Annotated in this window: 9 protein-coding genes and 3 pseudogenes; 7 read left to right on the forward strand and 5 right to left on the reverse strand. The window is 57.9% G+C overall.

Annotation, left to right across the window (positions count from 1 at the left end; translation table 11 throughout):
• Window positions 1-106: 106 nt before the first annotated feature.
• The 4 genes from B4V04_RS14115 (at window position 107) to B4V04_RS14130 (ending at window position 2,136) form a co-directional block, all read left to right on the forward strand.
• Window positions 107-481, forward strand: coding sequence for a DUF7344 domain-containing protein (locus tag B4V04_RS14115; RefSeq protein ID WP_498232376.1), 375 nt, complete (start codon window positions 107-109; stop codon window positions 479-481).
• 11 nt (window positions 482-492) lie between these two features.
• On the forward strand, window positions 493-711 hold the full coding sequence (locus tag B4V04_RS14120) for a DUF7999 family protein (RefSeq protein ID WP_498232377.1): 219 nt from the start codon (window positions 493-495) through the stop codon (window positions 709-711).
• Between the two features lie 112 nt (window positions 712-823).
• Window positions 824-1,708, forward strand: coding sequence for a universal stress protein (locus B4V04_RS14125; protein ID WP_498232378.1), 885 nt, complete (start codon window positions 824-826; stop codon window positions 1,706-1,708).
• Window positions 1,709-1,836: 128 nt separating this feature from the next.
• Window positions 1,837-2,136 (forward strand): hypothetical protein, encoded by a 300-nt coding sequence (locus B4V04_RS14130; RefSeq protein WP_498232379.1) that lies wholly within the window; start codon window positions 1,837-1,839, stop codon window positions 2,134-2,136.
• Window positions 2,137-2,920: 784 nt separating this feature from the next.
• Here B4V04_RS14130 and B4V04_RS14135 read toward each other — a convergent pair.
• Window positions 2,921-3,820 carry a DNA-binding protein gene (locus B4V04_RS14135; protein ID WP_498232380.1) on the reverse strand — a complete coding sequence of 300 codons (900 nt, stop codon included), beginning with the start codon at window positions 3,818-3,820 and terminating at the stop codon, window positions 2,921-2,923.
• A 709-nt stretch (window positions 3,821-4,529) separates the two neighbouring features.
• Between B4V04_RS14135 and B4V04_RS14140 the strand changes: the two genes are divergently transcribed.
• The 3 genes and pseudogenes from B4V04_RS14140 to B4V04_RS14150 all read left to right on the forward strand — a co-directional run bounded on the left by B4V04_RS14140 (window position 4,530) and on the right by B4V04_RS14150 (window position 7,303).
• Entirely contained in the window at window positions 4,530-5,606 is a 1,077-nt protein-coding gene (locus B4V04_RS14140; RefSeq protein ID WP_498232381.1) for a sensor histidine kinase, read from the forward strand.
• A gap of 351 nt (window positions 5,607-5,957) precedes the next feature.
• Window positions 5,958-6,071: pseudogene (locus B4V04_RS14145) on the forward strand (creatininase family protein); the annotation flags it as partial.
• Between the two features lie 332 nt (window positions 6,072-6,403).
• Window positions 6,404-7,303 carry an aldo/keto reductase gene (locus B4V04_RS14150; protein ID WP_498232382.1) on the forward strand — a complete coding sequence of 300 codons (900 nt, stop codon included), beginning with the start codon at window positions 6,404-6,406 and terminating at the stop codon, window positions 7,301-7,303.
• Here B4V04_RS14150 and B4V04_RS14155 read toward each other — a convergent pair.
• The 4 genes and pseudogenes from B4V04_RS14155 to B4V04_RS14170 all read right to left on the reverse strand — a co-directional run.
• Window positions 7,302-7,545: pseudogene (locus B4V04_RS14155) on the reverse strand (hypothetical protein); the annotation flags it as partial. The gene B4V04_RS14150 and the pseudogene B4V04_RS14155 overlap by 2 nt on opposite strands.
• An 8-nt stretch (window positions 7,546-7,553) precedes the next feature.
• Window positions 7,554-8,086 (reverse strand): annotated as a pseudogene (locus B4V04_RS14160) (DUF7342 family protein).
• Window positions 8,087-8,298: 212 nt separating this feature from the next.
• A complete protein-coding gene (locus B4V04_RS14165) occupies window positions 8,299-9,561 on the reverse strand; it encodes a phage NrS-1 polymerase family protein (protein WP_498232383.1) in 1,263 nt (420 codons plus the stop codon).
• Between the two features lie 351 nt (window positions 9,562-9,912).
• A partial coding sequence (locus B4V04_RS14170; protein WP_498232384.1) for a primase-like DNA-binding domain-containing protein occupies window positions 9,913-13,971 on the reverse strand: 4,059 nt, incomplete at its 5' end.

The raw sequence follows: 13,971 nt of genomic DNA on the forward strand, positions 1-13,971 counted from the left end.
TTCGAATGATCCAAGTACGTGAGCCAGTTATGCTACAACACTTGACTTATGGTCACTAGTAGACTAGTCTCCGAATTCTTATTGAATCCTAACCACGGATATTATAATGTCGAAGTTCCAGGCACAACACTCCGGTTTAGACGCCGACCGCAACACCATACCTGTAGATGTCGCGTTTGCCCTGCTCAGTAGCAGACCACGGCGCTACATCCTGTACCATCTCACACGCTGCACTACTCCCGTTACATTGCGAGAATTAGCTGATCAGCTCGTGAGGTGGGACGAGACGGCTATTGACGACCACGAACAACTCATTACGTCACTCTATCACGTTCACCTCCCGAAATTCGAGGAGAGTGACGTACTCACGTTCGACTCGAAACAGGGCCTGATAGCACTCGAAGAGACAGCAAGTGACCTAATACCCTATCTCAAACTCGCCGCTGAGACCGACCTTCAGACAGATGTTAACATACTATGACTCTCTCCGGCATGTACACCGTCGTCGAAGCAATGAACGACCATGGTACGATGACGATCCGGGAGCATCCCCGGAACGCCACGTATCACGTAGTCGAAGTCGACGACAAAGATGTCGAGCGAGCGCTTGACGACATCGAGCGCGGCGACGTCGTGTCTCTCGAGATACAACGAACTGGCCGACGCGGCAACGCCTGGTCTGCGGTAGGTCCGTGTCCGATCAAGCGATAGAAGATGAAATGGATCACTTTGAAAACGCACCGTCTCACTTTCTAATCTTTATCTGGACACCGCCGTTGTTTTCTGGAGAACACTTTTCGCGATAGCGTGGTAATAGATAACAATGACGGGCAAACCAGCAGCGGCTGACGATGATTACCGGGTCGCAGTGTCCGTCGCCGATCCAGAACACGTCGAGCAGTTGATGCGGACCGCTCTGGATATCGCCCGCGAACGCGATGGGAGCGTCTTCGTCATCAGCGTCATCGAAGAGTCACAATCGTCGCCGTTTCGGATGTTCCGTGACGACGTCATCAAAGAGGAGTTCAGCGGCAATCGGCGCGAATTACTCGATCGGGCCCTGACGGTCGCCGACGGAACTGACGTCACTGTCGAAGAGCGACTGATCGTTGCGAACCGCGTCGCGAGCGGCATCGTCACTGCCGCAGACGAGTGTAACGCTGATGCGATCTTGATGGGGTGGCACGCCCGCCGTCACCGCGACCTGCTGATGGGACACATCGTCGACGACGTGGTCGCTGCGGCACCCTGTGACGTCCTCGTCGAGAAGATCGGTCGAACCGCCGACGGCGTCGAGACAATCCTCCTCCCCGCCGGACACGGGGGACACACGACCCTCGCGGCGAGTGTCGCTCGGGCAATCGCCCTCGCGAATGATGCCCACGTCGACGTAGTCAGAGTGGTGTCACCGCACGCACCCGGCTACCAATGCGAACAGGCGACCGAGCTCACTGCGACGGTCGCTGCCGACATCGGCGACGTGGCGACGGACACGATCGTCCTTGAGAGCGAAGACGTCGTCGCGACGCTTGTCGAGGCAGCCGAGCAGCGAGACGTGACCGTCATCGGGGGTGGAAGCGGCGTGAAAGTGAGGCGACTGATTGTCGGGTCAACCGCACGGGACGTCGGCCAGCGCGCCCAGACGACGGTTATCGTCGCCACTCACGTCCCCAGGGCGCGATCGTGGCTCACGCGCCGGTTGGCGTAACGCGGTGTCCCGTGTTTCACCGTAGAAGCTCACGTTGTTGTCGCGCTAACGTTTGTCCGAGCTGGTGATATCTCGACTCGATACCGAATCGTTTCGAGTGGGGGTATCGAACGTCTCGCGGTGTCTCGATGATTTTCTCGACCCATGACTGGAAACGAGACAACGGTAGAGAAAACATCGGTGAGTGGGTTGAGGAAGCAACAGAGACCGCTGACAGTCTCTCCCGTGAACAGCAGAACACGGTTCGACGCCGAAAATCGATCAGAGAAGGACTCAATCCAGACGCAGGGACGGTTATCTTCCTGCTCATCATAATCGCTATCCTGATCGACGAATACACCGACATTAACCCATGGGATATGATTGACGTCTCCAAGCTCCAGCAGCAGTCATACCAATCCGATCCGTTCTCAGATCACGAGTTTTAGATCAGACATCGGTTATCGAAACCTCCAGATATGAGACTAATATCTGCATTCCACACACTCCCACCGGAACCCCTCGCTACGTCTTTTATCACTAACCGGCTCCTGTAACGAACCACATCGAAAGCACTTCTCGAAGTTGTCGTCCGGAAATGCTTCCTCAAATTCTTCGATGCAGGACTCTAACTGGGATCTTCTCGTGGATTTTCTGAACCACTCGTTCGAGTCCAAGATCCTCTTATCCAGCTCATCTGCTTCCTTCCGCCAATCTGCTAATGACTCTATGAACTCGTCAGTGGTGGTGCTCTCTTCGAGGTCGTCGATACAATCCTGTACCGCCTTCCGCTTTAGCTCTGGCTCAGCACGTTCACGCGCTGCATCCCAGCTACCCTGTAGAAACTGTCTTGCAGTTGTTTGATTTTTTGTGGTTGGCCTTCGAGTTCGTCAGCTTTCTCACGCCACTCTTGGAGAAGAGCGTCTACAGCGTCCGATTGACTCATAGCCGCAACTGTGTATCCAACTGAAATAAGAATCAGGGGTGAATATACATCTGTTCAACTTTTGTTTACTTCCATCGAAAATCAGGACGCCAGCAGATGTCTGCGTCTCACCACTTCAGGTGCAAAAACTATCTCGCGACGGTTTTCCGACAGGATCTTCGCGGATCTCTGTTCTACGTCACGAGGTCGTGGCTGCGCGCGCAGCGAAGCGAGCACGGAGCGGAGGGTGGGGAGGTGGGGTCTGGGTCGGTCCGGCACGTAACAAAAAAGAAGGCCGCGTACGTTGGCTACGCTTCCCACCACCGCCCGCGCTCAAGGAAGTGAACCGTGGTCCAGCCGGTCAGAGCCACTGAGACGCGCCCGTCGTACCAGTTCTTCGACGCTCCGTGAATACGAACATGTTCGCCCTCCTCAATCCAGGGTTGGTCGCTCGCAACCCAGCTAGTGAACTTCGTCCGTCCGCTTTCGTCTTCGATGAGTCCCACTTGGGAAATGGCTGAACTTGACGGCTCCCACAACTGCGTCACAGTACCTTCGATGCTCACCTCTTTGCGATTGACGTCCTCGAGCTTTCCGATGGGAACCACCGTCCCGGGCGCTGTCTCCAGCTCCTCGAACACCCCGACGACCGCACTCATCAGGTCGTTCCCACCGACGACGGCTTCACTCAGCTGCCGACCAATCGCCGCTCGCGACCAGCCATCCAGATTTTCGGCCAGCCGCATCGACTGCTTGTTCACCGCCGCCAACTGCTCCTGCGTGAGTTCTGCACGAGGGTCGTCCCGCTCCGGGTCCGCCCACGGGTCCACGCTCGCCGACCGCTTCTGGAACTCAGCACGCCGCTCAGCGCTCCGCTTCGCTGCAATATCTCGCGTCCTCTTCTCCCGACCGTCTTGCGTCCCCATCTCCGCTTGGACACTGATGCGCTCCAGTTCAGCTTCCCGCGCCTGAATGCGCTCTTCCTGTTCGAGGGTTGCACCGTAGATCCGCTCGTCACTGGTGTCGGCCATCCCGTCCGGGTGGTTGGCATCCACCTTCGCCTGCACCTCCATCTGCACCGTCGCCTGGAACTCCGGCGTCTCATCGACGACCTCGAAGCCGTCTTCATCGACTGCCGCTTCGTCCGCTTTTTCGAATGCCTGTTCATCGACCGAAACTACTTCACTGGTAACGTTCTTACTTGACATTGGATCTCACTGATCCGAAGGCGCTTAGCGTCCGACACCGCGATGGTCCTACATCGCGGTTTTCCGGCGACAACGACCGACAGACCCAGCTGCGCGCTCTCGCTCGCGCCTTCGCGAGCGCCCTCCCGGGCGCGAGCGAGAGCGCGCCTGCATGAGGTGGCCCCAACCAGCACCGTGCGCCGACCCGCCCGGAGCGAGCGGCCAGCGCATTCCCCGTTCGCCGCGACGCAACCACGTCCGTCGCGGTCGGCTTCGCCGAGGTCCGCAGGACCCGAACGGGTGAAGCGCTGGCGTCGAGGGCACATGCACTTTAGCCCGGAACGGCGAGCTTGCTCGCCGTACGCCCGGAATGGTCGGTCGCGAGCGACGCGGAGGGCGGAATGCGGCGCACGGGGCGGGCCGGTGCGGATCTACCGAAAAAGAGACTGTCTGGCGACCAAGCAAACAACCCAGCATGCCATCTCCACTGCATCGGTGCCCTACCCAAGAGCTGTTGGTGAGTTCAGAGCGGTTCCTGTAGGCGCCATCGTAATGCGGGGGCTGATCGGAAGCACCTGAGTAAGTTAGCGCTCACCCGTGAGCCGGCTACACAGAGGATATCCGATGCCGAGGTGGGTGTATAATTTTGAATTATGTTGAAATTTTTTCGCTCTCGGTGCACAAAACTAGTATTCTTATGCGGTCAGAGACGTATATCCCGACGAGTAGAGTGAAGCATAACGAATTCGTTGACAGGCCCCGGCTGGTGGGAGCTGGTATTCTCACAGTACTCTCCCTTGTCGGCCCCGTTGTTGGGATTCGTACGCTGCTCAGTAGTACCTCTTCGTCACTGGTATTCGTCGGAATCGGAACGCTCTTTCCGCCGTTCGTCACGGCCGTCCTTCTGGTCTACATCTCTCGATATTACAACCATCGGTACGGAGACACATTACTCATCACGAGTTCGATCGGCACCGTCCTGTTGGCCATGTTGTTTGCACTTACAGCGGCGAGCATCATTTGGGGACAGCAAACGCTTGGTGTGACGATGATCGATCCACTGATCCTCATCACTGAGATGATGTTAGGTGGTGCGCTGTTCGGGTTTATCTACGGGCATTACTACGGACTGTCTCTTACCCAACGACGTCAGTTACAGCAAAAAACACAGCAGTTACAACAGCAAAACGAGCGTCTTGACGAATTTACCTCGATGGTCTCTCATGACCTACGGAATCCGCTGAATGTTGCGCAGGGACGTCTCGAATTATTCCAGCGAGACGGTGATCGTGCCCATCTTACACAGATGAAAGACGCGCACAATCGAATGGAGACCCTGATCAGGAATATTCTTGAGTTGGCACAGACGCAGCAAATCACTGTCGATCGGCAACCCATCGAAATTGAGTCAGTCGTCAATCAAAGTTGGGACCATGTCGAAACAGATGAGGCGACTCTTGTTACGAATCTCGACGGAGTAATCGCTGCTGATGCCGGGCAGCTCCAACGGCTGTTTGAGAATTTGTTTCGGAATGCGGTTGAGCACGGTGGGGATACTGTAACAATAACCGTGGGTGAGCTTGAAAATGGATTCTACGTGGAGGACGACGGCCCGGGTATCCCCGAAGAAGATCGTGATGACGTCCTCGAGAGTGGGTTCTCAACAGCGGCTGACAACACCGGCTTTGGGCTTGCCATCGTCGCCAGTATCGCTCGCGCCCACGATTGGACAGTTTCCGTTGCTGAAAGTGTTAATGGAGGGGCACGGATTCTGGTGACCAATGTCGAGTGGGTGACCCGATCATAGCCACAGAGTCATAGGTGCCGGCCATCGTGACAGGATCCGCCCATATCAACCCTTTTCGCTCTCGTATTAGCGAGACATCCCATTCGCTCACAATACGGGATTCAGGAGACGTCTCTCAGTAAGTTCGCGTACAATCGCATTACATCTAGTAGGCTCTGTTGAAATACTCAATCGGTGATATGTTCTTACAGACGTGCTGAATACAGAATGCGAATGTCGCACGAGGTGTGGGCCGATCTACGGGGACAGATGATCGCTCAATACAGAGTAATTAGGCTGCGTCTTCTACTATGCGTATCCGAATACCCCCTTTCAAAGTGTGGCAGGATTTAATCTAAGCTCAATTTTGCCGCTCGCCTTCTGAGTCAGGGATTCAAATCAATTACCGAACTGGTGTGTGGTGATCCGACTGAAGCGACCGCCGAAACTGGTGAACGCAGACAAGATGTGGTATGCCGATATTAAGTACATCGAGCGTAAATGTCGTTCGCCTGACCGGCGATCAGTCAGACTCCTGGCGTTGCCGAGCAGCTCAACTGAAGCGGCTCAGAGCATCGCAAGTAGTTCGTCGGTTATAGTGTATTTAACAAATACTGTAAACCTCATATGTCCTTTTTGAATTTCAGAATGATGTCAGAAATGAACCGAAGATCGGCTGATACCCTCGATTATCGGGGCCAATTGAAGCAACGATTATGCAGAGGGTACTCGGACCTGTGTTTCGGGAAATTTCATCAGTCTGATGACAATTGGATCAAATTTGTCACTCATGCAATCGATCATGTCTGAATCGGTTCATGTCTGAATCTGATTTTGATACCGTGTCGGACGGGATCTCGACTGCGATACCCCCCGTCGGACTCGGGACCTGGCAAACTGGCGGACGCGAGTGTTTCAACGCGGTGTTGGAGGCACTCGAAATCGGCTACCGGCATATCGACACGGCGATGGCGTACGAAAACGAGGCCGTCGTCGGCCGTGCAATCGAGGCCTCGACGGTCGACCAGGATGACATCTTCATCACGACTAAAATAAAGGGATATCCGACTATTCTGAACCACGATCGAATGATCGATGCGGTTGAGGGATCACTTCAACGGCTCGGAGTGGACCGGATCGATCTCGTCTTGATCCATTGGTGGCACCCCGACGGCGATATGGTGGGAGTGTTCGAAGCGCTCTCCGAGCTTGTAGAGATGGGACGGGTTGATCATATCGGCGTGAGCAACTTCTCGATCGAACGACTGGAACGCTCGATCGAGGCCGCTCACGTTCCCATTGCGACCAATCAGGTTGAGTACAATCCGTACTTCCATCAGGACGAGCTCCTCCCATTCTGTCGTGACAACGATGTCCTGCTGACGGCGTACAGCCCGCTGGCTGTGGGTCTCGTTGTCGAAGACGAGGTCCTCTCTCAGATCGGGAATATGTACGGGAAGTCGGCGGCACAAGTTGCCATCCGGTGGCTCATCCAGCAGGATGGCGTAATCACGATCCCGAAGACAGTGACACCTGACCGCCTCGGGGAGAACCTCAACGTGTTCGACTTCGAGCTTACAGACGCCGAGATGGATCGGATCCACGAGCTGGACGGACCGCTCTGGTACAGGCTAAACTCCGATCGAGGGCTCATCACCCGCTTCCGAGCTAAGGTCGGCCCTTACGTCCCGAAACGGATCCGAACCACAATCCTGTAACGGGACGGTACTGGATTGTGAAGTCATCGTTCGTGTACCAGCGGACAGTCAGGGTTGCGTCGTCGACCGGCGCTGGGTAGTATGACGATGCAAAAGACGACCTGAAGCTCGAGATGGCCGCTTGCATCCGTGATGGCCGCGTGGGAGACTTGTCCGGTGGCTTGGAGCCGTGTCTGAAGGAACTCGAGGATAGGGCGATCGATGGCGGCTGGGCTCCCGCCATCGCCTGTCGGTGGCACCATCGAGCGGGCTATCTGGATGCCTGTTCGCGCTCGCTACCCGTGCGTTGCTGGCGCGCGCGTTCGTAGCGGTCACGCTCCTCGCGGGCGGTCGTCCAGTCGGCGAGATCGCTGTACACGTCGTCGATGATCCGCTCGTCGCTGCCCTCCGCGGCGGCGACGGCGTCGACGGCAGCCGGTGACGCGGCGTCGTACGCCTCCTCATACTCGGTGATGCGCGTCGTCAGCTCACAAACGCGATCCTGCAGGTCCTCGACGGAATGGTCGGCTGCGAGCTGGTTGGCGCGTCGCCACTCGAAGTACGCGTCGTTGCGCTCGTAGGTGGCCGGATGGCCATCGTGTCGGGTGACGATGCCGAGGTCGTCGAACCACCCAAATACTTCCGGGCGGTCTTGGGGTCACAGTCGGCGGTGTCGGCGATCGCGCTCGCCGTCGTCGGCTCGCGGGTCTACAGGATGGTGCCGTAGATGCGCTGTTCGACGTCGTCGCTGCTGAACGGCTCCTCGAAGGGGGGCGGCCCATCGGCGGCATCTGTCTCGGACATACTTGGGATTGCTGAGCGAAGGCTATAGTTCTTATTTCGGGGAATAGTTTCCTGAACTGCCGTCTCCTGCGATAGCCCCCGTTTTGTGGCGAGATTGAGCGTGATTAACCAACAAACAGCGCGATATAGCGAGTCTGTTGGTAAAACCGTCTCTGCTCGCGGAACCAGAACGCTCGAGAGAGGGCGTTTCGGATGGCGGTGAAGCGGCGCCACTACTCGGACTGGCCACCGAAGAATCGACTCAACAGAGAGGCTGGCTCTGAGTCATCACCAGTCTTGTCCCCCGTACCGGAGTCTTCCTTGTGGGATTGCGCAGTCTCCTGGTCACGGGCTTCGAGTTCGTCGGTGAGGCGCTCGATCTCTGTTTCGAGGGTCTCGATCCGCTCAGTCTTCTGTCCGAGTGTTGCCTCGAGTTCGTCGACGCGCTCGCTCAACAAGCGGTTTTTCTCCGCCAGATACGCACGACTCCGGTCCGCGTCATCAGGCGTCCCACCAGCAGTGTCCCCGTCAGGTGTGCCGTGGGGATCTGCGGCGTCGTCACCGTCGTCCGGGTCGTAGAACTCCGACGTGGTCGCAATCGCTCGCTCGACGGTCTTCTCGCCGTACGTCGACCCGTCAGCGTAGTGGACCTCGTCCCACTTCTCCCGCATCAATCCCGACTGGCGGAACAGCTTCTCCATTTGGGTCCGGTCACCACCGGTCCAGAACGCCAGCAAACAGCACAGCGCCATGTCGGCCTCGGACTGACTGTCGTAGCCGACTGTATTTCCGTTCCAGAGCCGCTCGAACTTCTCGCCGTTCGATGCGTTTCGTGCTTTCTCGAGGAGGTCCTCATCTTCGAGGTCGACGTCGACGTCGGCTGCACCGGTCGTCGGTGACCGGGCGTCAGCACCATCACGCTGTTCGGACTCGGATGCTGTGTCACCCTCGGCCTCCTGGACGTACTCACCGTGAATCGCTGTGAGCGCATCCTGCCGACGTGCAACGCGCGTCGGTGTCCGCTCGACGTGATCGCCAGTGACGGTGAAAAAGCGTGCCGTGTCGTACAGTTCGACGCTCCCGCGCCGGTTCCGCCCGTCGGGGAGTGCGCCAGTGATCAGGACGTGATAGCCGGTACCGGACGGTGACACCTCCGTATAGGAGTCGAGTCGCTCAATGATGTCCAGCGCCGTGTCGTCGACGTCGTCTGTCTCGGGATCGCGGCAGTCGTCAAGATCGACGCCGACGATGGAGTCGTCGTCAGTAAACACGAATCCGACGCCATCGGCGTGCTCTGTCTCGCTGTAATCAAGTGCTGCCTCGAAACTCGCCCAGGTCTCCGACTCTGTTGCTGACGCGAACCCCCCAGCCCCTGGCGTCACCGGAATCTTCCTCGGTTTGCCGTCTCGCTCCTCCTCCCGCCAGCACACCCACTGCTCGCGCTCGCGTAACGTCTCCGGAATCACCTCCGGCTCGTCGATCATAGGGTCACTCATCCTCACATAGGACCTCGCATGGCTCTCACTGGCTGTGAGCCAGCACAGAACGCTCTCTGCTGTACGTCGCGATCCAATCCCTTGGTCCCAACGGGGACCCCCCGTTCTATTCTAGTTGGTTGTTGGGTGGAACACTCACTATGTCTGGTTGCAAATCGCAGGACGTGAGCGTGTTCCACCCATTTCGCTCTGTTCGTTGGTGTTCCACCCATTGAGGATTTGGGTGGAACATGCCGTCGTCGGGTGATTTCCGACCTACGAATTTGATCGGATAGAGTCATGATTCTGTCTGGGTGGAACAGCTCCCGAGAACTCGCGATGAAACTGGGAATTGGACCGTGTACGTCCGTTTCATGGCTGAAAATCCTCTTCAGACCGGATGCGGACACCAGTGTAATGCCAGATGGGTTCCCCATCAATTCGCTTCTTCGTGGAGTCCACCTCGATGTGGGTATTGAGCTTCCGTGTGAACCAGCTCTTATTCAGCGGGTCGTCGATGCCATGTGCCTCTACCCAGTCGTTGTAAAGCCCGAATACGTCATCTTTTGGCACGGCTCCATCCGCGTCTTCGACAAGATATTCGTCGACGAACGATTCGAACGACGGTGGCGATTGATCTTCCTCGACCGGCTCATCGGTCTGGTCGGTCTGACTTAGTGGTTCGTCAGCAGCCGCTGATTCGAGCGATGCGGGACGGAGTGTCCCGTCGGTGATTGCCGAGAGTGGCCGCTTCTCACCATCTTCATACACGACCGATTCCGTCTCATCGTGAAGGATGACGATGCCGTACGTCGAACGTGTGTAGTCTGGTACGGGGAGTCCAGCTTCGGGGACGAATGGCTTCTTGACACGCACCCAGTCATCCTCGAACGCCGATTTCGTCTCGTAGATGTGTTGCTCACCGTGCTCGTATACGACGTACTCGTCGGCAGTGTGATCGTAGCTGTAGATGGCCGGAACACGATCTTTCGAGAGTTTTCCAAGCGACGGGAGGCGGATGTGTTCCGTCCCGCTGGCATCACGAAGGACGATCTCGTCGCCATCACGCTGCCAGATGTTCTGGGTTCCGTTCTCGTCGTCGGTCGCCGGTCGCACGGCCGTCACTCCACCTTCTTCGGTTGCTCCGCCGTTGAACGTGAGATTCGAGTCAGTCGTGTAGAATCGTGTCTCGTCATTCTTAAGAGTGCGAACGGGTGGTGTGAGAATGCCGTCGACACGCTCGGCCCACTCAGTTTCGTCGTTTCCTGGTCGAACGACAAACAGCGGGATATCTCCTGCTTCTTGGGCTTTCCGGAGATTTGTGAGCACCTTTGCGGGATTCTCGGGTGTCGTCGTTTCGACTTCGATAGCGAATCGGTCGGCAACGTCGGGGTGGCTTGCCCTCGCATCAGGTTTCTCGCTGCCATCCTGTGCGAGGATCGAGACGGTGAAGCCGAGTGCGGTGAGCTCTGCTTCGATCTGGCGGAGTGCTGCGTCGTGGGCACTCCCACCAGCGGCTTGCACGCCACCAGTATCGGGTGCCGCGACCTCTTCTCCGGCTTCAGTGAGCCGGATGCGGAGCTCGTCGGCGTCGATATCGACGGTGGTGTCGAGGTATCGTGACCGTTCTCGGATGTCCGCGAGTGCATCATACGAAGGCGGCTCGGCGTCGACGTCGTCGAAGAGCTGTCTGAGTTCGTCGTCAACTGCTTCAACGGCCACCCAGCCGTTCTCCTCGCGGCACCCCTCTCGAAGCTGTAGACTCCGAATCACCTTCGCAATCGCGACGTCCAGGTCGTCGCTCGCGATATCGAGGACCTCGTGTTCGTTGGTCGGTGTTCTCGTATTTGAGGCGTCCGTTGCAGCCGGCACGCCGTGTTCGTCGCTGATGTGCTCGTGCATCGAGGAGAGCGTCTCAGTGAACTGCTCCTCTTCACGCTCAGTGAGCGGGGATTCGCTCTCGGGGTGCCCCGGTGGAATCGGGAGTGGTTCGAGACTGAACGGATACGGCCCCGTTTCACCGAATGTCGGGCTTGGCAGGCTGGCGATCCACTCTCCGCGCGGCAGCGAACGAATTCGATTGGCGAAATCCGCGGGGTCCATCTCTTCGTGGGCCATCGCTCGCGCCAGTTCCCGATCGACGTTGATTTTCCCGATGAGCGAACTGCCGATGTTGTTCAGGGCGTTCAGATAGATCTTCCGTCCGCCTTCGGCCTCCATCTGTTCGGGGAACTGCATCGACAGGCCAACAGAGAGCCGGAATCCCCGGCCTTTCTCGAGGAGATCGTTCATGATGCCGGAGACCACGACCGACGCTGCCTCGTCGACGAGCAAGTTCACGACGTAGTCGTCCGAGTGCTGGGAGAGCGCCTGTTTACGATCTTTGAGGGCTGCATCGAGATTCGACAGGATCACACCGGTCATAATCCGGGCGGCGTCGTCGCGGAGGTCGCCGAGGTCGAAGAGAATAACCGTATCCTCGTCGAGAACATCTCGAAAGTCGAACTGGTTCTCGGTATTGTTGAAGATCTGCCGCAGGTGCGTATCCTGTGAAATGTATGCTAGACGGTTTCCAACACCGCCCATCACGTTCGCGAAGGTGTTCGGATCTAACTGGAGCTGCCGTCGAATCGTCCGCGTGACCTCCTCGTCACTCGATCGTGGGGCGTCGCCGATGTTCTCGTTTGGTGGCCCGGCCTCCCAGAGCTGGTCGACGACGTGTTCGAGCTGTCGGTGGGCAAAGTAATCCGTCGACGCTCGGTATAGCCCGTTCTCACGGCCGTATTCCTCGTCGAACAGTGCCTTGATGAGTGTCTTGATGAGAGTCGGGGCTACAGTCGCCCGCTCGTAGCGGTCGGTTCCCATCACGAGCTTCAAAATCTCTTCGTAGTGGTCGGCCTTCCGTTGGACGGCGTCTTCGCGGCGCCGCCCGCTCTCCATCGACGGTTCGAGATCGAAAAACGAGAACCCGGGGAGGACGTCTGGTACCGGGAAGTGGACGACGTTCTCTTCGAGGTCGGTCATTCCGAACCGACGCGCGTGAGCCCGCATGTAGTTGTGGGCCATGTCGTCGTTCTTCGGGATGATGAGGATGGTCGGCCCCCCGGTGTTGTCGTACAGCGACAGCATGTCGTTGATGAGGGCTTTCGACTTCCCAGAACCGGTTGTTCCGAACCGGCCGAAATGAGTGGGCAGCAGTCCGGGTGGAATGTGTGTCGGCACGTCTTCGGCCTCGCCGGTGTCGTCGAGGGCATACCCGATTGCCATCCCGTCTCGGAACTCGCCCATGAGGTCTTGGTGGGGGCGTGGCAACGGATTCCGACTCTGCTGTTCCGCACGCGTCCCACGGGCCCCCTCGACAGTAAGCTGTTCCGAGGAGGGCACGAGTACGAAATTCGCGAGCTCTCGGCCACTCAGCACGAACTCGGGTCGTGTCTTCCCACGGCCGGTCGTGATCTCACGATCCAAGAGCCGCTGAAGCGCCGCTCGGGCGTTTCGTTCTTTCGTGGCTGCCCGGAAGCCGCTGTCGCGTACCCGTTCGGCCGCAACCTCGTAGTACGGTCCGTCAAGCGGGTCGAACACCGGGACAAGTGATTGCATCCGATCATCGAGATCATCGCGACTGTCGTCCCCGGATGGAATCCCGATCGCTCGGATGTTCGCGGTGAACGACCGTTTCGGATTTTTCGCCTCGATTGCCGCGACACGTTTTGCAACCGCGTCGCTAAGCTGGTTTTTGTCCCGGCCCTCCGACTGATCGTCGAGTTCGAAAAGGGAGCCAATAATCTCCTGAGCGAGTGTGTCTCGACCGTCGATGACGTCCTCCTTGCGTAGGTCGGCATCGGACTGCCAGCTCTCGCGTCGTTGGAAGACGACTTGGAACGCTACTGGTGCTGTCGCCTCCATTAGGTGGTCGACGAGCGACGCGAGCGCACCTCCTGGCTGATCGACGGCTGGGAGTTCCGCTTCGTCGTCGGCAGTAAATGGCGAGAGTGAGGTCATCCAGTCTTGCTTCCGAGTAGCCGACCCTTGCCACCGCACGCCGAGTGGGGAGACAGACTCGGTCGCTGGCCGGGCGAGTATCGTCCCCTCCGATGTTACCGTTGGTTTGGCAAGCGTCGTGAGTGGCTCATCCTCGGGAATCGCATCTGGTCGGGCGAGTTCGAGGGCAGTATCGCCGATCTCGATGAAGTGGTCGGCAGACCGGTCGCCGACTGTTCCTCCATCCGCGACTGATTCGGCGTCTGCTGGCTCCGCCTGTTTGTTGTCGTCACTGCCACGGTCGTATTGCTCGTCAGGACCGAACTCGTACGTGAGATCGCCTGACTCATAGTGCTCGATGAATGTCTCGCGGTCGAATTCGACAGGCTGCACGAGTCGGGATGCGACGTCGACCTCGGTACGCTCGATGTCGAACGTCTCGGGATAGAC

The organism is Halorubrum sp. B52 (assembly GCF_059752555.1).

Bases quoted from the DNA above. Each gene is read 5' to 3' on its own strand.
- B4V04_RS14125 (WP_498232378.1), top strand. From the start codon at position 824: ATGACGGGCAAACCAGCAGCGGCTGACGATGATTACCGGGTCGCAGTG.
- B4V04_RS14135 (WP_498232380.1), bottom strand. From the start codon at position 3,820: ATGTCAAGTAAGAACGTTACCAGTGAAGTAGTTTCGGTCGATGAACAG.
- B4V04_RS14165 (WP_498232383.1), bottom strand. From the start codon at position 9,561: ATGAGTGACCCTATGATCGACGAGCCGGAGGTGATTCCGGAGACGTTA.
- B4V04_RS14115 (WP_498232376.1), top strand. From the start codon at position 107: ATGTCGAAGTTCCAGGCACAACACTCCGGTTTAGACGCCGACCGCAAC.
- B4V04_RS14130 (WP_498232379.1), top strand. From the start codon at position 1,837: ATGATTTTCTCGACCCATGACTGGAAACGAGACAACGGTAGAGAAAAC.
- B4V04_RS14150 (WP_498232382.1), top strand. From the start codon at position 6,404: ATGTCTGAATCTGATTTTGATACCGTGTCGGACGGGATCTCGACTGCG.
- B4V04_RS14120 (WP_498232377.1), top strand. From the start codon at position 493: ATGTACACCGTCGTCGAAGCAATGAACGACCATGGTACGATGACGATC.